The sequence below is a fragment of the Pseudomonas sp. GW-45 genome (genome assembly GCF_056896675.1).
In genome coordinates this window covers 3,632,237-3,652,375 of record NZ_CM167674.1, presented here as the reverse complement: position 1 = coordinate 3,652,375, position 20,139 = coordinate 3,632,237, and the positions used below count along the sequence as shown (strand labels likewise).

The following is a 20,139-nucleotide window of genomic DNA, read 5'->3' as shown; positions in this document are numbered from 1 at the left end:
TATTTTTGTTGGTGCGCTTAGGATCAAGAAAGTTGGCTTACCGCGTCTGCGCCAACGCCGTACGACACCGCTCCTCGGCGGTATCCAATTCAATTTGCATCTGTTCAATATCTAGCAACTGCTGCGCCAACTGCGTACGCCGCTCAGCGATCTTCTGCATAAAGGTTTCCAGCTGCTTCTGATTGCCGTGACTGGGATCGTACAGTTCGATCAACTCCTTGCACTCAGCCAACGAAAAGCCAATGCGCTTACCACGCAAAATCAGCTTCAGCGTCACCTTGTCCTTAGCGCAATAAACCCGCTCCAACCCCCGCCGCTCAGGGCAGAGCATGTCCTGCTCCTCATAAAAACGAATCGCCCGCGTGGTGATATCCAGCTCACGGGCGAGGTCGGAAATGCTGTAGGTCTGGGTCATGGGTCGTCTTAGATGACTGCTTTACGTTAACGTAAAGGTAAGCTGGTAACGCTGGCGCGTCAAGCGGGAAGCGGGATCTGCAGTGAGTAAAACTGATGGAAAATAAAGGTTAGATGAAAATTTTTGCGCGACTAATGTTCATCGGACCCCAATTTCGCAAATTAGAATTGAGCGTCAATGCCCGCAATAGTAGCTTCACTCTCTGGTGGTAGCATCAAATACCAACTACCTTCATGCTGCTTAACTCGCTGAACAGCGTCTTGTGAAATAGATTGACCCTCAACATTCATTGTTAGCCTATACAGCACTATCACTTCGTCGTTGCTTTGCTGTTGGCCTGTGATCTCATATTTAGCGCTTGCCATCACGGTTAATAGTTCTGGAGATAACTTTTCAATGTACTCAACCATTCGCCTGTATACTTCTCTATCACTTAAATTCTGAAATTCGCTATATGTTTTAGCGGAAAGCAAAGGTAATAACGCTGCACGAGCGGATTCACTTTTGTCGCCGGAAAATGCGTTATTAAAGGCTTCACGCAGGCGTTTAAGCTCGTCGGGATGCATGAGGTCGCTCATGCTGTCCACATCCCAAGCATTAACCGCACGAGCATAGGAGGACATTACATTATCAGGTGATGCATTCTCCTGTGAGTAAGCTTGCGCACAGAAGAAAGCAACTATAATTATGATTATTTTCATTTTTTGATTTCTCATTAAAGTTGATTGGGTTACATACTAAGCACGTCTGAAGACGTGCGCAGCACTACATCAAAATACTCGCTAGATTGAGTCGCCACTTTCATCCGACGGCATTTATACGAAAACCGGGTTCAGATAAACTTTCTGCGCAATTAATTTTCATCTGACTCCCCCATCCGTTATGGCCTAACCGGCCCGAACACAAAAATCTGACAGTCCCGATTGAGCAATTGGCTATTTGCATCCATTTGGTTCGCTCGCACACACCACACTCAACCCCGTGACGCTGACCACAGTCAGCCCGAGTCCTCCAATCAGAATCGCTCCATCAGCCGCAACGGTAAGCGGCGTGAGCAGGGCTTTGGCGCCAGCACCTTCATCCGCTGATACGTACACAAGATAGCTTTTATTCAGCAAATGGTTTCTGCCGACAGGAAGAGTTGCACTGGCCGCGTACCGCTTACCCTGCATCTCAACTGTAGCTCGGCAGAGCTCTCGTTCACCAATGCGTTTGCATGCGAATCCGGCCGCAGATGCTGCCTGTCTATCACCATCAGGCGCAGAGACAGGAACAATGAGATCAAAGCTTCCTGTCACAGTATCGGAGCGGGATACGTAGAACTGATCGAAATTCGCCTGCACTGATCGGTAGAAAGGCGCACCGAAGGTGTCGGTAAGTAATTTGGGAGCTTGGAAAATATAGTGATAGTCATCGCTGACAAACACCAGCTTACTGCCATCTGCGGTTACTAGGATCGAGGAGATATTCTCCTTGTATTCGCGATTCTCAAACAACGAGCGCGTCATACACCCAGATAGAAGAACTGCAAAACAGACAGCCGTTATTATTATTTTCATTTGTCACCATTAAACACTCAGGCTTACGTTAAGAACATTAATCAACCCTGTTACCCAATGTATGAATTCGCCATGCGTCAGACATCCGCGCGCTATTACGCCCAGGCAACCGGGTCGGAAAAAAAAGTAGAAGCAAAACGGGTGTAGAGCATCCATGCCATCAAGGTAAGGTCTGCGAAATGCAGTGAGTCGATATTGCTATCAACCAACACTTTTGCCAAGCCTGATTTTTAGGGTGAATCCGAATGTGTTGGCGGCATGACATCAAGAAGATAACCACTACACGGATCCCACTCCCCCGTCTGCACGGGCGAGTAGCGCAGGGCTGGCGGGATAAAGGTGCTCGCGTTGTCTGAGCGAAGCGAGTTTGCGAGTGCCCCCGCCAGACCGAGCAACGCAGCGAACCCGAAGGGCCGCGCAGTTGGGGTGGCCTAGGGGGTGTTGGGGGAAATGGCCAAGCATTTCCCCCGACTCGCCATCAAGGCGAAAGGCTGATCAAATCAACCTACTGCGGCGTACGTCCCCACGCAGGAGCATGGGAACGATCAGGTTCTGACGTTGCAGAGCGTGGGTATGGACGCAGAGCGTCCGGGGCTACGCTCCCACGCAGAGCGTGGGAGCGATCAGTACTGTCAGGCGCACAACATCACACCCTCTGCCGAAAAACCAAAACCAACCCCACCACAATCAACCCCATCCCCACCAAACTCCCAACCGCCATCCGATTACCCAAAAACAGATAATCCAACAACGCCGTAGTACCCGGCATCAAATAAAACAAACTGGTCACGTTAACCAAATTGCCCATCCGAATCAGCCGATACAGCAGCAAGGTCGCACCCACCGAAATCAACACGCCCATGTAAAACAGCGGCACAACAAAGCCAACAGACCACTCCACCTCGAACGGCTGAAAGGGCGCCACTAGCGCGCACATCAACAAACCCACGGCGTACTGCAACGGCAGCACATCCATGGGCGACTGCTGAATACCCTTCTGGAAGATCGACCCCACCGTGATACACAAGAGCGCCGCCAACGACAGACCAATGCCCAGCATAGAGAAGCGTGCCGCCAGCAGACTATCGAGCACCACCAGCGTCAGACCGCCCAACGCCAGCAACAGCCCAGCCACACGCAACACGCTCGCGCGCCGCTCCAGCAGCATCAACGTCAGGATGGGTTGCACCCCAAGCACGGTTGCCAGCACACCAGGGGTTAGCCCGGCGTCGAGCGAGAGCAGGTAGAAGATGGTGTAACCGCCGGTCATCAGCACCCCCACCAGCGCTACCTGCCGGAAGCTGCCCGGCTGCGGTAACCAGCGGCGGCGGTAAACGGCCAGCAAGCCTAAGGCCACGCAGGCGAGGGCAAAGCGCAGCAGCAGAAAAGCAAAGGCAGAGGCGTGTTCCAGCCCCCATTTAGAGAAGATCGCACCCGCACTCCAGAGCAGCACAAAGAGCACGGTCGGGCCGATGGCGGCCCAGTTCAGTTGTTTGAATTGCATGACAATCACCTGTCAAAACACAGATCTGCAGCGTCAATACGCGCTAAAAAGCGCTATCCGCCGAAGAACAAAAAAAGGATGTTTTGGTGTTTCAGAGCGCGCGAGGCGGCGCTGCAGCAACGACACCGGCTACCCGAAGAGGGGCGGCTGGCGGTGACAGAACCACTGCTTGCGAGCACGCGTGTCCGACGCCGGGAGGGGCGCAGACAACAGCAACAACGATGCTCAAGGAATGGTTCATCATGCAACTCATGCAGGAAATGGGGTAAAGCGAGAAGAAGGCTAGCAGTCGGGCACAGCTCGCGCAAGCTGATAGCCGCAGCGTGTATGGACGCGGAGCGTCCGGGGATGCATTCCCACGCAGAGCGTGGGAACGATCTGGTGGCGAGTGAGTAGGTCAGACGCAAGACGCGACCACTGCACGGATCCCAGGTCCCCGTCTGCGCGGGCGAGTAGCGCAGGGCTGTCGGGAAAAAGATGTGCGCGGTGTCTGAGGTGCGAAGCGCCGAGTTTGCGCGCATCCCCGGCAGACCGAGCAACGCAGCGAACCCGAAGGGCCGCGCAGTTGGGGTGGCCTAGGGGGTGTCGGGGGAAATGGCCACGCATTTCCCCTGACTCGCCATCAGGGCGAAAAGCGGATCAGATCAGCCTACTGCGCGATTGAGCGTAAGCAGAATATCGACGCGGAGCGCCTAACGACGCATTCCCACGCTGGAGCATGGGAACGATCAGTTCCGAGTTAGAAGCCCTCAAGCACCAGCTTGCCCCGCGCCTTACCACTCTCCAACAACCCATGCGCTCGCATCAAATTAGCCGCATTAATCACCCCATAATGCTCACCCAAGGTGGTACGCAACGCACTGGCGTCGAGCAACTCGGCAACCCGATTGAGCAGCACACCCTGCTCGGCCATATCAGCAGTCTGATACAAGCTGCGGGCAAACATAAACTCCCAATGGAAGGACGCGCTCTTGCTCTTCAGTTGGGTGATATCAATGCTGTCAAAGTCATCAATCACACCCAGTTTGCCCTGGGGCGCGATGCACTCGATGTACTGCGCGTAGTGGTCTTTGGTGTGCGTCAGCGAGGCAATCAACTCGACACTTTCAATGCCCAGCGCCTGCAACTGCGCCAGCATTGGCTTGCTGTGATCAATCACATGATGCGCGCCCAACTCTTTGGCCCACTCGGCGCTTTCTTCGCGGGCAGCGGTGCCTACCACTGTCAGCTCAGTGAGATTACGTGCCAGCTGAACCAGGATCGAACCGACGCCACCAGCGGCACCGATCACCAGCAAGGTTTGCCCGGCACCGCCACCCTCGGCCACGCCGAGACGGTCAAACAGCAGTTCCCAGGCGGTAATAGCAGTCAACGGCAGTGCAGCCGCTTCGGCGTTGCTTAGTGATTCCGGGGCGTGGCCGACGATGCGCGCATCCACCAGTTGATACTCGGCGTTGCTGCCGGGACGGTCGAGGGCACCGGCGTAGAACACCCGATCACCGACCGCGAAATTCTGCACCTTGGCGCCCACCGCAGCCACCTCACCGACCGCATCCCAACCAATCACCTGCGGTTCATCGACCGTGGCCGGGCGCTTGCTACGGATCTTGGCATCCACCGGGTTGACTGAAATGGCCGCGACTTTGACCAGCAGATCCTGCGGGCCAGGGGTGGGCTTATCCAACTCGATATCAATTAATGCGTCGGCGCGGTCAAGGGCGCCAGCTTGGGTATAGGCAACTGCTTTCATGTGTGTGCTCCGGTGATTTAGATGGGGTAACAACTCATGCAGACAGCTTGACTTGATAGCTCATAAAGAAAAACATGCCTGATAGCGAATCACTTTATTGGAAATCATGAAAATACAACGTATCGACGATCTGGGTGTTTTCCTGCACACCCTGGAGTGTGGCAGCTTCTCGGCCGCTGCCCGTCAGTTGAATCTAGCTCCCGCTGTCGCTAGCGCCAGTATCAAGCGCTTGGAGGAGCAGCTGGGGGTGCGTTTATTTGAGCGCACCACGCGAAGCTTGCGGCTGAGCGAGGCCGGGGAGCGCTACTTGCCGCACGCACGCGCCGCCTTTCAGGCATTGCGCGATGCCGAGCAGGCGCTGGAAGCCGACGCCAATACCCTGACCGGCACGCTGCGTCTGACGCTGCCCTCGAACCTGGCGCGCAGCCATCTGCTCGACTGGCTGGAAGACTACCTGGCCCGCCAGCCCGGTATTCGCGTGGAGCTGCAGGTGAGCGACCGCGTCGCCGACCTATATCAACAACCCATCGACCTGGCCGTACGTTACGGCATACCCGAGGACTCCAGCTTCGTTGCCCTGCCCTTGGCACCTAACAACCGCCGCGTGCTCTGCGCTTCGCCCGAGTACCTTAGCCGCAACGGCGAGCCACAGTCCGTTCAGGAATTGAGTCAGCACAACTGCCTGTGTTTTCGCCTGGGTGAGAGCCTGCACGACCGCTGGCGATTTGAAGCGCCAGAACCCATCAGCCTGCGCGTGAGCGGAGATCGCAGCAGCGACGACGGCGATACCGTGCGCCGCTGGGCCTTGCGCGGGCAGGGCATCGCCTATAAATCCTATCTGGATATTGCGCAGCATCTGGCTAGCGGCGAGTTAGTACGGCTACTGCCCAAGGTGACCGGCGAGCCATCGCCGTTGATGTTGTTGGTGATCAACCGGCGGCGGTTGAATCCGGCTTTGCGACAGTTGGCTGGGGAGATGGCGGCGTTTTGTCAGGGGTTGTAGAAGCCCGATTCCGCGCGGGTTTGCGGGTTTGCGGGTTTGCGGGTTTGCGGGTTTGCGGCGTTGTATTACAGATGCCCACCCAATGCACGGACTGAAAATCCCCATCTGCGCGGGCGAGTAGCGCAGTGCTGGCGGGAATAAGCCCGAGGAATGTTGGGGGCGCCTAGCCTGAGCGAAGCGAGTTCCGCAGGGCCCTGACAGACCGAGCAACGCAGCGAACCCGAAAGGCCGCGCAGTTGGGGTGGCCTAGGGGGTGTCGGGGGAAATGGCCAAGCATTTCCCCTGACTCGCCATCAGGGCGAAAAGCAGATCAGCGCGATCCACGCCGTAGTGCGTTCTCATGCTGGAGCATCGATCAACCACCAACGGCGAGCTGCCACGCTAACTCTGTGGTTAGCTCATTTCCGTTTTCGCCACTAGGCGAGCCAAGGGGCCGTGCAGTTGTTTAGTCGTATGTAAGGCAAAAGCAAATCTTGGTTGTGCGTGTGGGACAGCCTTTCGTGGCAGCAGCTTTCACCCACAACACTCAGCGCCTGCGCCCCAACCCCCATATCAGATAAACCCCACCCACCAGCGCCGCGAGCAACCCAGCTGGCAACTGATCCGGGAACAGAATATTACGACCCAACCAGTCCGCTACCACCATGAGCAAAGCGCCGATCAGCGCTGAGGCGAGCAGTTGCCCGCGGGCTTGGTGAAAGCCGAGCATGCGCGCCATGTGCGGTGCCATTAGGCCGACGAAGCTTAGCGGACCGACCAGCAAGGTCGCTGCGGCGGTGAGCATTGCTGCCGCTAGCATGATGCTCAACCGCGCCGCGCGCATGGGAACGCCCAGGCTACGCGGGGTGCTTTCACCCAGCGGCAAGAGGGTTAGCCAGCGCGCCAGTGGCAGACAAAGCAGCAAGAGTGCTACCCCGCAGGCTATCGCCATCAAGGCCGTCGGCAGCTCAACAAAGTAGGTCGAGCCCGATAGCCAACTAAGTACGCTCTGGCCGCGCGGATCATTGAGCGACAACACCAGCATTTTCACCGCATCGAACAAAGCGGCGATGGCGATGCCGACCAGCAACAACCGATCGGGTGAATAGGCGTGGCGGCGTGCAAAACTGATGATGATCAGCAGGGTTATGAGCGCGCCAAGAAAGCCCATACCCAGGCGCGCCCAGAGCGGTGCACCTATCCAGATAAACAACAGCAGCATCAAGCCCATGGCTGCGCCGGCACTGATGCCCATTAGCTCTGGGCTGGCCATGGGGTTGCCGGTCAGCCTTTGTAGCAGGCTACCCGCCAAACCCAGCATCAGGCCTGCGCCAGCGGCGCCGAGGATGCGTGAGATGCGCCATTGCAAAACCTGGGGATCAAGTACCCAACTCCAGCCCTGCGGCCCCAACCCAAACAAGAGCGCCAGCACCGCCGCGCCAAGCAGCAGCAACGCCATAAGCAGCAACAGCGGTTGCTCGCGCTGCAACCTTGGTAGCTGCGTCGCGGGCTGCAACTGGGGGCGCCCCGCCGGCAAGCGCAAGCGCGGGATCAACCAGAGCAGAAGAGGGGCACCGAGCAGCGCCGTCACTCCGCCGGTAGGCAGTAAAACGCTGCTGTTACCGGCAAAATATTGCACTCCGAAATCGGTCAGCAACAACAGGGCGGCGCCGAGCAAGGGTGCCCACAGCAAGCGTTGTTGCAGGGTACGCGCGCCCAACAAGCGCGCAATCGCCGGTGCTGCCAGACCAATAAAGCCGATCACGCCAACGCTGCTGACCACACAGGCGGTCATGAATACCGCCACGGCCAAGCCCAGCAATCGCAACTTGGCCAAGGACACACCCAGACTGCGCGCACCGCTGTCGTCCAGTTCCAGCAACCGCAGCGGCCGCACCAGCCAACCGATCAGCAGCAAGGCAGCGGCCAGCCGGGGCAGTAAAAAGAGCACGCCATCCCAGTTATTCTGGCTGAGCGAGCCGGCGCTCCAGATGAACAGGGCGGCCAGCCCTTGCGGTTGCAGCAACATCAGCATGACGTTGACGGCGCCCAGCAGCAGACTGACCACCAAACCCGCCAGAATCAGCGTAAGCGGTGACAAGCCACGACGCCGCGCCAAGGCAAACACCAGCAGGGTGGCTAGCCCGCCGCCGAGTAACGCAAGCCACTCGCGGGCCACCAGCAACGTCGGTGCATACAGGGTCGCCAGCGCCAATGCCAGTTGCGCGCCGTTCGCTACGCCAAGCGTCGTAGGCGAGGCCAGTGGGTTACGCAACACCTGCTGCATCAATACCCCAGCCAACCCCAGTGCTCCGCCACACAGCACAGCCATGCACAGGCGCGGCAACCAGCTGTAGTACACCAAGAGCTGATCCAGATTGTTCAGATCCGGCTGCCAGATCAGCGCGCCCCATTGGGCCAAAGGCATCTGCTGATGCAGGCTGAACAGCGCGGCGCCGATACACAGCAACAAGAGCGCCGCGAGCCAGAGGCGAGAAGGTGGCTGCAATGCGGCGCTATTCATCGCTCAATGCCCCCTCGAACAACCCCATGAACCGTTGCGCGGCCAACAAACCGCCTAATTGCCAGGTTGGGGGAAACGCATAGACACGCCCTTGCTGCACAAAGGGCATCTGCTGCCACAGCTTGCTGCCCGCGAGTTGCTGCTCCGTATTCAACGGCAGCGGCGCGAAGTAGATCAGCGCAGCGTCTGGATTATCCGCCAGCTGCTCAACACCAGCCTGGGCATAACCCCAATAGTTATCCCCGGCCTGCCAGGCATTCTCTTGGCCCAGCCGCGCGAGCACGGCACTGAACAGGTTGTGCTCGCCATACACCCGCACGTGGCGTTCATCGATAAAACTGACGAGATAGAAAGGCGGCAGCGATTGACCCGCCAGCTTGCCGCGCAACCGTGCAAGCTGGCGCTCAAAATCATCGACCAATTGCTGCGCTTGCGGCTGGTGCCCGGTCAGCTCTGCCAGTTCGCGGGTAATTTCTTCGGCGGTTTGCAACGGATCGCTGTCCGGCCGGTAAATGGCCAGACTTTTGACCGGTGCGATACGCTCCAACAGCGGCCGGGCCGCCTCAAACTGCGGCGTAATCAAAATCAGGTCTGGCTTGAGTTGCGTGAGCAGCTCCAGATTAGGCTCGCTGCGCAAGCCCAGGTTGTGCACCTGTGGCGGCATCTGCGGTTCGCCGACCCAGCGTCGATAATTGGTCAGATCCGCGACGGCCAGTGGCGTTACGCCAATGCCGATCAGAGTTTCCGCCAAGCCCCAATCAAGCGTGACGATACGTGAGTAGGGCGCTTCGCTAGCGGCGTGCAGGGTCAGCGGCAACCACAACAGCAAGCCCGCAAAGATGCGTAACCAGTGTCGCCTCACGCGCGAGCAACCGCGATGCTGGACTGCTGGTCGGGATGCGGGATGACGGTCATCGGCAAGCCGTAGATAGCCTCCAAACACGCATCGTTCATCAACTCTGACGGGCTGCCCTGCATCAGCAGCTGGCCCGAATGCAGGGCTACCAAATGATCGCAATAACGCGCCGCCATGTTGATGTCGTGCAGTACCACGATCACACCTAGATCCAGCTCGCGGCTGAGCCGGTGCACCAGCGCCAGCACCTCGACCTGATGGGCGATATCCAGCGCGGAGGTCGGTTCATCCAACAGCAGGTAGCGCGTGTGCTGGGCCAGCAGCATGGCCAGCCATACACGCTGGCGTTCGCCGCCGGAGAGGGTATCGACCAGATTATCGGCGAAGCGGGTAACGTCAGTCAGTTCCATGGCCCGCGCGACTTCCTGCTCATCATCCACACTGAAGCGGCCCAGCAGGCCATGCCAAGGGTAGCGGCCAAAAGCGACCAACTCACGCACGGTCAGGCTTTCGGCGGCGGGCAACTGCTGCGGTAGATAGGCGACTTGACGGGCAAATTCGCGCTCGCCCCAGGCGTGCAGCGGCCGCTCATCAAGCAGGATGCTGCCTGCGGTGGCGGTCTGCTGACGGGCGAGCAGCTTGATCAAGGTAGATTTGCCTGAACCGTTGTGGCCAATCAGGCCAATCATCTCGCCGGGTGGCAGGGTTAAATTCAGCGGCTGCAACAGCGTCCGTTCGGGAACAGCAAAGGTCACGGACTCCAGTTGAAACATGCAGGCTCCGGGGCAAAAAGGGGAGAAATCAATGGCCGCAATTTACCCGAAATAGCAATTATTATCAATCCGCTTTAGGCGCTGAAACCTGCTTTCCTGCGGCCTCTAGCAGTTGTTCCAGCGCCGCCGCGCGCTCTGCATCCGGCAGCTCGCCCAGGGTTTCAACGCGCTGGTAGAAGTCAGGCCAACTGCTGCTACGGGCGTAAAGCAAGCCGAACGCTGGAATCCAATGATCGTAAAGCCCAAACGGCAGCAAACGGGCGTTGTTCAGCTCGCCGGCAAACCAATGATCGTAAGGCCCGGTGCCCTGCCAGTGCGCGTCTCGCCAGCGCTGGTAGTCTGCCCTGAGCGTGCTGAAAGCCGCCGCTTTGGCGGTTAATTTATCGGCATCGCTGGATTCGCTGGCATACAGCGCCACCAGTTGCTCGCGGGCCTGCAGCAGCAATTGTATGAACTCACGCTCAAGCTCACGCGGGTCACCTTCAAGTGCATCCAAGCCCTGTTGCGCGCGCCATTCGCGCAGGCCTTGCTGACCTACAAAGCTGGCAAAGGACTCGTTGAATGCAGTGTCGTCCTTCACATAAAACTGTTGATGCGCCAACTCGTGAAAGAGCAATTCGGCGAGGTAGTCGTCATCCCAATGCAGCATGGAGCTGAGCAGCGGATCGTCGTACCAACCAAGGGTCGAATAGGCTGGAATACCGGCGACATAAACCTCCATGCCCTGCTCACGCCAATGCGTTGCTGCGGCTTCGGCAGTGGCTTGATCGAAGTAGCCCTTGTAGGCGATGCAGCCGAAGAGCGGATAACAGTGCGCAACAGCGTCCATGGATAAAGGCGCCGCGACGAACAAATTCCATAGCGCATAGGGGCGAGGTAACTCGGCATAGCGGGTGTAGCTAGCGTTGTCTGGCAACTGCAGATGCGCACTGGCGTAGGCTCTAATCTGTTGCGCGTGACGCAACCGTTCGGCCAATTGCGGATCGGTGCTCGGGTCCTGCAATACCTGCTCAAGCGGTTCGGCGCGGGACAACAAGTCGCGCTGCCCTTGCCAACTGTGGTGCAAATAAGACAATGAGCTACAGCCCGACACCAATAAAACCATTAGCAACAGGCCAATGCATCTCATGCTGACGGCTCCCGCATCTGCGCCGTTAACCAATCGGCGAGTTGCTGCGCTGCGGCTTGCGGCTGCCGCGCCGGCACCCACAGGCCTAACTGGTGCTGGGTTTCAACAAAGCCCCAAGGGGCCAGCAAGCGGCCGGTCGCCAAGTCATCCGCCACCAGCAGCTGCGGCGCTATGGCCACGCCCAGACCCGACAACGCCGCTTCGAGCAGGTAGTACAAATGCTCAAAACCCTGCCCCTGTTTGAGCTGCGCAGGATCAAGTTGCTGTAGCCGTGCCCAATCGCTCCAGGCCTGCGCGCGCGACTGGGTATGTAGCAGGCTTTCGTTCAGCAGGGCTTTCGCCGGCTGCTCCTGTAACCGTGCTGCGCCGGCATAGCGCGGGCTGAACACCGGGCCGATGCGTTCCTGCCTGAGCGGGTAAACCTGCATATCCGCCGGCCAGGGCGGGGCGGCGAACAACAGCGTAGCGCTAACCCCTGCGCGGCGCGGATCAAGCTCACCTTCGCTGGCCGATAGGTGCAGGTTCAGCTCGGGCAGTTCGGCATTCAGCCGGTCGAGGCGCGGTATAAACCAGCGCGCCAGCAGACTACCAGGGCAGGCGAGCAGAAAGGGCGCCTGCTGCTGCGCCTGACGAATATCGGCGCAGACCTCACGCAACCCATTAAAGGCATCACGACAAGCATCGCGCAGCTGTCGCCCGGCGACGGTAGCTTGAATACCCCGCCCTACCTTGTCGAACAGGGCAACGCCCAATTCATCCTCAAGCTGACGTATCTGGCGGCTGACTGCGCCGTGCGTCACGTGCAGCTCATCCGCAGCTTGGCTCACGCTTTCCAGACGGGCGGCGACCTCAAAGGCTTTAAGGGCATTCAGCGAGGGTAAGTCTCTGGCCATGGGATATGTCACTTTTTCTCACAGGTTTGCGCCATCATATCGGTTTTTTATGGTCGCTGTCTGCCTTAGGCTTGGCGCATCAATTTAGAGGAACACCTATGTCATCTGCCAACCAAAACTACCGCCGCGATGCCGATGCACTGGGCCAGTTTGGTCAGTTTGGCGGCCGCTTTGTCGCCGAAACCCTGATGCCACTGATTCTTGAACTGGAGCAGGCTTACAACGACGCTCGCAGCGAGCCAAACTTCATCGCTGAGCTGGACCGCTTCAACGCCGAGTTCGTTGGCCGCCCCAGCCCGCTGTACTTTGCCGAACGCCTGACCGAGCAATACGGTGGCGCCAAGATATTCTTCAAGCGCGAAGAGCTTAACCACACCGGCGCGCACAAGATCAATAACTGCATCGGCCAAGTTCTGCTGGCCCGACGCATGGGTAAGACGCGCATCATCGCCGAAACCGGTGCCGGTATGCACGGCGTGGCCACGGCTACCGTGTGTGCGCGTTTTGGATTGGAATGCGTGGTCTACATGGGCGCGACCGATATTGAGCGTCAGCGCGACAACGTGGCGCGCATGCGTTTGATGGGCGCTAAAATCATCCCGGTTACCTCCGGCAAAGGCACCCTGAAAGACGCGATGAATGAAGCCCTGCGCGACTGGGTAACCAATGTGGATAACACGTTTTACATGATCGGCACCGTCGCTGGCCCGCATCCTTATCCCACGCTGGTACGCGACTTTCAGTCGATCATTGGCCGTGAAACCCACAGCCAAATGCTGGAGCGCGAAGGGCGTTTGCCCGACAGCCTGGTAGCTTGCATCGGCGGCGGTTCCAACGCCATGGGGCTGTTCCACCACTTTCTTGACTACCCGGAAGTACAGATGATCGGCGTTGAAGCCGCCGGCCACGGGCTGGACTCCGGCAAGCATGCTGCCAGCCTCAAGGGGGGTGTACCGGGTGTACTACACGGCAACCGTACTTACCTGCTGCAGGACGAAGACGGCCAAATCGATGACGCGCACTCGGTCTCCGCCGGGCTCGACTATCCGGGCATTGGCCCCGAACACGCTTGGTTGCATGAGGAAGGTCGCGTCGAATATGTCGCGGTGACCGACCAGCAAGCACTGGACGCTTTTCACAACTGCTGCCGCATGGAAGGCATTATCCCGGCGCTGGAAACCGCCCACGCGTTGGCCGAAGTGGCCCGCCGCGCACCCACCCTGCCTAGCGATCACTTGATGGTGGTTTGCCTGTCCGGACGCGGCGACAAAGATATGCCCACCGTACTGCGCCTGATGGAGGAACAAGCATGAGCAATCGTCTGCAACAACGCTTCGCCGACTGCGCTGAGCGGAATCGTGCCGCGCTAGTAACCTACATTTGTGCTGGCGATCCCGGGTATGACGCCAGCTTGTCGCTACTGCAAAAGTTGCCCGGCGCCGGTGCCGACATCATCGAACTGGGTATGCCTTTTAGCGATCCCATGGCCGACGGCCCAACCATCCAGGCTGCTGCCGTACGCGCCTTGGATGCTGGCCAAACCCAGCGCAAGACGCTGGAAATGGTGCGCGCATTCCGCGCAAAGGATCAAACCACGCCGCTGGTATTGATGGGGTACTACAACCCGATCCACCGTTACGGCGCCGAAGCCTTTTTAAACGATGCCCACGCCGCTGGCGTAGATGGCCTGCTGATTGTTGATCTGCCGGCTGAGCACGATAACGAACTGGGCCCCATGGCACGGGACCTGGGCTTGGACATGATTCGCATGGCCAGCCCAACCACCGATGCCAAACGCCTGCCACGCGTGTTGGCCAATGCCAGTGGCTTTCTCTATTACGTGTCGCTGAATGGCGTAACCGGGGTAGGGCAGGCAGACAATGCCGTAGTAGATGCGGCGCTGAGCGACATACGCAAACAGAGCGACTTGCCCATCTGCGTAGGCTTTGGGGTTCGTACGCCGGAGCAGGCTGCCGCCTTTGCCCGCACCGCTACTGGGGTTGTAGTGGGGTCGGCTTTGGTTGAAGCGATGTTTAACGGGGGTGAGGCGGCGGCGCTGGAGTTGACGCGGGGGTTGGCGGGAGCAATGCAGCGCTAAACTTGCGTTCGGGTTACCCCGCTGCTTTCGCGTACAGGACAGGGTGATACGCCATTCACCCTGTCCCTATGCTGCCAACATGAAGCAATCGAGGTCACGATTAGACCGGCATGACGCACGCGTCTTTCAAATGTATAGTCCCCGCCGACTTTTATGGGTAGGGATAGGTACTGATGGACATAACAGACACGCAACCGCAGTTGGCTTCTCAGCGAGATAAGCGAGAGCCCGCATCATTAGCATGGATTATTGCTCGATCGCTCACCGTTCAGTTGCTGGTGTTTGGCTGCTGTTTTTTGTTGATCGCAACCTCAAGCCCCTACGATAGTCAGCTCCGTTGGTTAGAGACACCCGCAGCGGTGCTCTTAGGCATGGGAGCCTTGGCCCTTGCTAGCGTCGAACTCGCTATCGCGACCCAGCCAACATACCGCAAAGCAGCCCTGGTTAAATTGATTTGGGTGGTTGCCTTGGGCCTAGCCATAGGAGCCATTGAAAGGCTGTATCTTGAGTTGGCTAATGCCAATACGCTAACCGATGCAGCAGGGACTGCGTCCACTACTGGTCAACTACAATTCCTAATAACGCCGATAATCAGCTTTGTTGTCACTTTCGTGATGCTACGACACGCCCTATGCCGCACGAGTCTTTGGACATTACCGCTCATGGTGGTGGCTTGGTCTCTGGTTTACAGCTGGGTATTCACAGTGGCGTTACATCTAAGTGTTGGCGAGTGGCCAACCGCTATTGTCGGCATTTTGATTCGACCCTTTTACGCATTTTACGCCAGCCCACTCGACACGCTCGGCTTCAGCCTGATTGCCGTATTGCCCTTGCGCCACTGGGGCAGACAGCTGGTCGCCTGGCAACAACCCGATCGGCATTCTGTTGTAAAGCGTGTCACCGCTTTAATCAGCGATTTTGCTCGTGGGCAACTCAGTTATGCTCAGATTTTCTGGTATGGGAGCTGCGTGCTTGGGCCCATATTGGGGTTACTGGTTAGCGGTCTGATCGCGAGCTTTCGCAACCCCGCTGTGGCTTTGTTGGCAATACTCGCCATTTTTGCATTCTGGATATGCTTGTTACTGAAACTGCTCGGCGCGGTTGATAGGCATCAGGTCGCGTTGGTATGGCGGTTTTTAGCTATCACCCTGGTTAGTGGATGTTTGGTAGGTTCAGGGGTTTCTGCTTTTATGCAGATCAGCGCGCTGTAGTGATCAATTTTTTGCTATCTGTTTTGAGATTGGCCCCTGAGCTTGGCTGACTTACGCTCTCGCCTCTAGGCGAGCCAAGGTGGGATGCTTGCCCATCCCCCCTTAGAGATCCCCCGGGGCACCCAGCTGCGCGGCCCTTCGGTTTTGATGTTCAAGTTTCGATCAAACAACCAAGCCCGACAGGACTCCGAGCTCCGGCCTTTCGTCCCCCTTCCAAGCTGTCGAGTAACGCAGGGGTTGAGCGATTAAGCCGAGGAATGTTGGGGGCGCCTAGTCTGAGGAGCATAGCGACGAGTTCCGCAGGCGCGCTCAACACCGAGTAACGCAGAGAAGCCGCAGGCCAGCTTGGCTGGGGGTGCCCTTTCTTTGGGTTCCGTTTCTTTGGGCAAGCAAAGAAAAGGGACTCGCCAGCAAGGCGAAAAGCGCGCGAGAAGAAGAAACCATAACTTCCCTAAAACGCCATTCTGAAAGCGGTCCACCACAAACCCAACCCACAAAAAAGGGCTACCGAAGCAGCCCTTACGCCAAAGCCCAAAACCTACTTCTTGGCCTCAGCAAAGTTCGCCTGGATCCGCTGCAGCAAATAATCAGCAGCCGAAATCGGCGGATACTTACCGGCCGGACTCTCAATAATCACGTTCTTATTGGCCTGACAGAAGAACGCCATGCTGTAACGCGGACCGCGATACTCACCCGGCTTGGGCATGCGCACCCGATGCAGCGTCGATTTGAGCTGATCGTCACTCCAGCGCATCAGCATGTCGCCAATGTTACAGGTGATGATGTCGTTACGCGGCACCACACTGCTCCACTCACGATTGTCGCCAGCGCCCTCAGCATCTTTACCGGGGCTAACTTGCAGACCGCCCTGACCTTCCTTCTGGAACACCATGGTCAGGCAGTCAAAGTCGGTATGCGCGCCGGCGCGCCAGAGGCTTTCGTCCTGATCTTCCTCGGGCATGGCCAGGTAGTGCAGCAAGCGCAGGGTGCTTTGGTAATCGGGCTGACGGCGGTCATGGGCTTCGGTAAAGAAGTTACGCGAAAAGCCCAGGCGCTCGGCGAAGCAGGACAGCACGTCCATGCCTAACAGCCAGGCGCGGTATTCGAAGTCCAGCATGATGCGGTGGAATTCCGGCACCACTGTCTGGTTCGGCCAAAGATCATCCATGTGCGGCAGGGTAATCTGAAAGGATTCTTTCTGATCGGCCGTGCGCGTGGAAGGGCGCACTTGGGACATAAATTCCCAACCGGTGTTCAGACCCTTTTTCAGCGGGAAGGCCGCTTTCTGTTCCTGGCTCAGGCTGAAAAAGGCCTCGGACAACTCAAAGGCGCTCTGCACCAGCTTGACGTCCAGACCGTGATTGACCAACTGGAAGAAGCCGACTTCAGTCGCGGCTTTCCACAGTTGCTCGGTGATCTCTGCACGGCGATTCTCAAAATCGCTGAGGTCGATCAGTGGAATAGTGCGCGCAGTTTCTTTGCCCATGCCGCCGAAAGTGGTTTCCAGCTGCAGTTCTTTCAGCCCGTATTCAGGGGTTGTTGAGGTAGTTGTCATCTTGAATCTCCGAGTAGTGCCCGTGTGGGCGCAAGGGGCGGAGAATGGCGTGCGGGGGCAATGTCGGAAGGGAGGCTGTGGCCTGTCAGTCCGGCTTGTCCGCTGCGCAACGCGCATCGTCCGACCGTAAACTGAGCAATGACCTGGGGTAATGCCCCCTGACAGCTTCTACTCACATTGCCGAGGATAATCCGGCGGCTGATTTTATCAAGCAGTTATCGGGCCAAATTGTGTTTTTCATACCAAGACCATAGCTGCTCTGGCTTACTCGCAAACTACCCCGTACAAGACGCATGGAAGCACTGCACCGGCTTTGCACAGAAAGCTGACCACTTGCACCATTTTTGCTCTTATATCTCTGCACATAACAGCGGCAAGCGCCTATTTACTGAGCTTGTAGCCTAATGAAAGGTTGGTTAGAAAATTGCACCAGCTTGCTAGCAAACAACTGGCTGGGCTTATACCCGGCTGTTTTTACCCGCACGTGTACTAGAGTAGAAGCGGTCAGGGGCTAGGCTCCGGGACATTGCTCTTTGGCTGGCTAGAGGAGCAGTTATATGGCGTACCTGATCAAGAACGCGACCGCAATTTTTTCCCCAACCCAGAGCGATGCGCGCGATATACGCATCAGCGCTGGCAAGATCACCGAGATGGGCCGCAATCTGCAGCCACTTGCTGACCATTCCGAGCAGATCATTGATGCCGCAGGCTGTGTGGTCTGGCCTGGCCTGGTAAACACCCACCACCATCTCGCCCAGTCGATAATGAAGGGCGTGCCGGAGGGGTTGAACCAGAACCTGAACGACTGGCTGGGTTCCGTGCCCTATCGCTACTGGCCTAAGGTCACTCCCGAGCTGATGTACCACGCCGCCCGGCTGGGCCTGTATGAGCTACTGCGCTCCGGCGGCACCACCTGCGCGGACCACCACTACCTATACCACGCAAGCACTAGCCCAGAGCTGGAAGACGCCGTGTGGCAAGCGGCCGACGAACTGGGCATGCGCCTGGTACTCTGCCGGGGCAGCGCCACCGAAGTGGGCAGCCACCACGGCATGATCGAGCACGGCATCACCCCGGAAACCATCGACCAGATCATCGAACGGCTGGACGCCAGCCGCACCCGTTACCATCAGGACGGTGGCGACGCCATGCGCAAGCTGGTGGTCGCACCGACCAGCCTGATCCATTCCAGCGAGCCGGACGGGCTGCGCGCACAGGCAGACTACGCCCGCGAGCACAAGCTAGGCATGCATTCGCACCTGCTTGAAGTTGGCTTTGACGAAGTTGCCTCGCTGAAGAAGTACGGCAAGCGCGCCGTAGACCACGCCGCTGATTGCGGTTGGTTGGGCGACGACGTCTGGTATGCCCATTTGGTGCACTGCGACGACTACATCATCGACCGCCTCGCCAGCACTGGCACCGGCATCGCTCATTGCCCCACCTCGAACTGCCGTCTTGGCAGCGGCATCGCCCCGGCCATCGCCATGGAGAAAGCCGGTATGGCCATCACCTTGGGCGTGGATGGCTCCGCCTCGGCCGAATCCGGCTCGATGCTGCAGGAACTGAACATGGCATGGCTGATTCACCGCGCCGTCAACGGCCCGGATGCGACCACGCTGGAAAAGGTGCTGGGCTGGGGCAGCCGCAACGGTGCCAAGCTGCTGGGCCTGGATAATGTGGGCGAGCTGAGCGTAGGTATGGCCGCCGATCTGGTGCTCTACGACATCAACCAGCCGCGATTCGCCGGTGTACATAGCCCGCTGACCGCGCCACTGATGTGTGGTGAGCCGGTGAGTGTGAAGTACAGCTTTATTCAGGGCCGGCCAGCTATTGAGAATGGCGATATTTGTGGGCTGGATGAGGCGGAGTTGACGGCTCGGGTGCAGGAGTCGGTGGCGCAGTTGATTCGGAGTTGATCGCTCTTGTCGCGATCGGCCAAGCCTTTACGAGGCCAAATTCGGCAGCGGTGCTGATGGTTCAAGTCAGCTTTTCGCCTTGATGGCGAGCGGGGGAAATGCTTGGCCATTTCCCCCTGCACCCCCTAGGCCACCCCAACTGCACGGCCCTGCGGGTTCGCTGCGTTGCTCGATCTGCCGGGGGCACGCGCAAACTCGCTTCGCTCAGACACCGCGCGCACCTTTTCCCCGGCAGCTCTGTGCTACTCGCCCGTGCAGACGGGGACTTGGGGTCCGTGCGTGATCCATGATATTCGCTCCTCAGGATGTCGAACTGGACGGCGATGACCGTGTCCACGCTGGAGCATGGGCACGATCAAGTTTTGACCCACACCTGAAACAGCGCGTACAGGACCCAACAGGTAACCCCTGAAACATACGCACCTGAAAGAATGTGGCCCTTGCTAAGCCCAGGCAATAACACTGATTCTTGCGGCTTTCTGGGGTTATAGAAAACTGACAGGTCTCCAGGTTCTCTGAGATGTTTTATGAGCGCCTCCGCATTTCGCTTCGTTGCCGCCCGCATTCCGAGAAAACCGACCTCGCTCGAACGGTATATTTGAGCATCCACGATGTACTTGTATTCAATTGTCGTGTGGTACGTAGCCGGACCGTCACCCTCGTCACTTGTGGTCACTCCAAAGTACAAAATACGACCTTTGGTTTCCTTCCATTCACTCGAATCCCAAGCTTTATAGAGATCCCAGATGCCGCCGAAATATGCCAGCGCGCAAATAATTGCAATCAGCTCCGTACACAAAACGATGAATATTTCTAAATATGGGCTTGGCATGTTTTCAAATATGAAAGAGATTAGAAAGAACCTGGCTTGCTAGGCGATGTACAAGTGCTTTCGATATTGCGAACACAAAACGTCTTTGCCAACCCTTTGATCGTTCCCACGCGAGAGCATGAAAACAATTATGTTGGCGTGA

At 57.9% G+C, this 20,139-nt stretch carries 17 protein-coding genes; 5 read left to right on the top strand and 12 right to left on the bottom strand.

Annotated features, from left to right (window positions below; all coding sequences use genetic code 11):
• Positions 1–37: 37 nt before the first annotated feature.
• The 5 genes from AC1XYH_RS17230 to AC1XYH_RS17210 all read right to left on the bottom strand — a co-directional run bounded on the left by AC1XYH_RS17230 (position 38) and on the right by AC1XYH_RS17210 (position 5,228).
• Positions 38–415 (bottom strand): MerR family transcriptional regulator, encoded by a 378-nt coding sequence (locus AC1XYH_RS17230; RefSeq protein WP_483324342.1) that lies wholly within the window; start codon positions 413–415, stop codon positions 38–40.
• Positions 416–576: 161 nt separating this feature from the next.
• Entirely contained in the window at positions 577–1,116 is a 540-nt protein-coding gene (locus AC1XYH_RS17225; RefSeq protein WP_483324341.1) for a hypothetical protein, read from the bottom strand.
• 234 nt (positions 1,117–1,350) lie between these two features.
• Positions 1,351–1,974, bottom strand: coding sequence for a hypothetical protein (locus tag AC1XYH_RS17220; protein WP_483324340.1), 624 nt, complete (start codon positions 1,972–1,974; stop codon positions 1,351–1,353).
• 646 nt (positions 1,975–2,620) lie between these two features.
• The gene (locus tag AC1XYH_RS17215; protein WP_483324339.1) at positions 2,621–3,478 is read right to left on the bottom strand and encodes a DMT family transporter; all 858 of its coding nucleotides are present in this window, start codon (positions 3,476–3,478) and stop codon (positions 2,621–2,623) included.
• A gap of 739 nt (positions 3,479–4,217) precedes the next feature.
• Complete coding sequence (locus AC1XYH_RS17210; RefSeq protein WP_483324338.1) at positions 4,218–5,228, bottom strand: zinc-binding alcohol dehydrogenase family protein; 1,011 nt, start codon at positions 5,226–5,228, stop codon at positions 4,218–4,220.
• A gap of 106 nt (positions 5,229–5,334) precedes the next feature.
• Here AC1XYH_RS17210 and AC1XYH_RS17205 point away from each other — a divergent pair, with 106 nt between their 5' ends.
• The gene (locus tag AC1XYH_RS17205) at positions 5,335–6,231 is read left to right on the top strand and encodes a LysR family transcriptional regulator (RefSeq protein WP_483324337.1); all 897 of its coding nucleotides are present in this window, start codon (positions 5,335–5,337) and stop codon (positions 6,229–6,231) included.
• 526 nt (positions 6,232–6,757) lie between these two features.
• On the opposite strand, the gene fhuB is transcribed toward AC1XYH_RS17205, so the two are convergent.
• The 5 genes from fhuB to AC1XYH_RS17180 form a co-directional block, all read right to left on the bottom strand.
• Positions 6,758–8,734 (bottom strand): Fe(3+)-hydroxamate ABC transporter permease FhuB, encoded by a 1,977-nt coding sequence (gene fhuB / locus AC1XYH_RS17200; protein WP_483324336.1) that lies wholly within the window; start codon positions 8,732–8,734, stop codon positions 6,758–6,760.
• Positions 8,727–9,596 carry an ABC transporter substrate-binding protein gene (locus tag AC1XYH_RS17195; RefSeq protein ID WP_483324335.1) on the bottom strand — a complete coding sequence of 290 codons (870 nt, stop codon included), beginning with the start codon at positions 9,594–9,596 and terminating at the stop codon, positions 8,727–8,729. The genes fhuB and AC1XYH_RS17195 overlap by 8 nt, the downstream gene beginning before the upstream one ends.
• Positions 9,593–10,363, bottom strand: coding sequence for an ATP-binding cassette domain-containing protein (locus AC1XYH_RS17190; protein ID WP_483324334.1), 771 nt, complete (start codon positions 10,361–10,363; stop codon positions 9,593–9,595). The genes AC1XYH_RS17195 and AC1XYH_RS17190 overlap by 4 nt, the downstream gene beginning before the upstream one ends.
• 64 nt (positions 10,364–10,427) lie before the next feature.
• A complete protein-coding gene (locus tag AC1XYH_RS17185; RefSeq protein WP_483324333.1) occupies positions 10,428–11,492 on the bottom strand; it encodes an aminopeptidase in 1,065 nt (354 codons plus the stop codon).
• Positions 11,489–12,385: a LysR family transcriptional regulator gene (locus AC1XYH_RS17180; protein WP_483324332.1), complete on the bottom strand. Its 897-nt coding sequence runs from the start codon at positions 12,383–12,385 to the stop codon at positions 11,489–11,491. The genes AC1XYH_RS17185 and AC1XYH_RS17180 overlap by 4 nt, the downstream gene beginning before the upstream one ends.
• Before the next feature lie 98 nt (positions 12,386–12,483).
• Between AC1XYH_RS17180 and trpB the strand changes: the two genes are divergently transcribed.
• From trpB to AC1XYH_RS17165, 3 genes are all read left to right on the top strand, one after another.
• Positions 12,484–13,698, top strand: coding sequence for a tryptophan synthase subunit beta (trpB, locus tag AC1XYH_RS17175; RefSeq protein ID WP_483324331.1), 1,215 nt, complete (start codon positions 12,484–12,486; stop codon positions 13,696–13,698).
• Positions 13,695–14,483 carry a tryptophan synthase subunit alpha gene (gene trpA, locus AC1XYH_RS17170; protein WP_483324330.1) on the top strand — a complete coding sequence of 263 codons (789 nt, stop codon included), beginning with the start codon at positions 13,695–13,697 and terminating at the stop codon, positions 14,481–14,483. The genes trpB and trpA overlap by 4 nt, the downstream gene beginning before the upstream one ends.
• 173 nt (positions 14,484–14,656) lie before the next feature.
• The gene (locus AC1XYH_RS17165) at positions 14,657–15,694 is read left to right on the top strand and encodes a hypothetical protein (protein ID WP_483324329.1); all 1,038 of its coding nucleotides are present in this window, start codon (positions 14,657–14,659) and stop codon (positions 15,692–15,694) included.
• A gap of 538 nt (positions 15,695–16,232) precedes the next feature.
• Here the strand turns inward: AC1XYH_RS17165 and AC1XYH_RS17160 are convergent.
• Positions 16,233–17,249, bottom strand: coding sequence for an isopenicillin N synthase family dioxygenase (locus tag AC1XYH_RS17160; protein WP_483324328.1), 1,017 nt, complete (start codon positions 17,247–17,249; stop codon positions 16,233–16,235).
• A gap of 557 nt (positions 17,250–17,806) precedes the next feature.
• On the opposite strand from AC1XYH_RS17160, the gene AC1XYH_RS17155 reads away from it, so the two are divergent.
• A complete protein-coding gene (locus tag AC1XYH_RS17155) occupies positions 17,807–19,165 on the top strand; it encodes an amidohydrolase family protein (RefSeq protein WP_483324327.1) in 1,359 nt (452 codons plus the stop codon).
• Between the two features lie 355 nt (positions 19,166–19,520).
• On the opposite strand, the gene AC1XYH_RS17150 is transcribed toward AC1XYH_RS17155, so the two are convergent.
• Positions 19,521–19,997 (bottom strand): DUF3592 domain-containing protein, encoded by a 477-nt coding sequence (locus tag AC1XYH_RS17150; RefSeq protein ID WP_483324326.1) that lies wholly within the window; start codon positions 19,995–19,997, stop codon positions 19,521–19,523.
• Positions 19,998–20,139 lie beyond the last annotated feature (142 nt).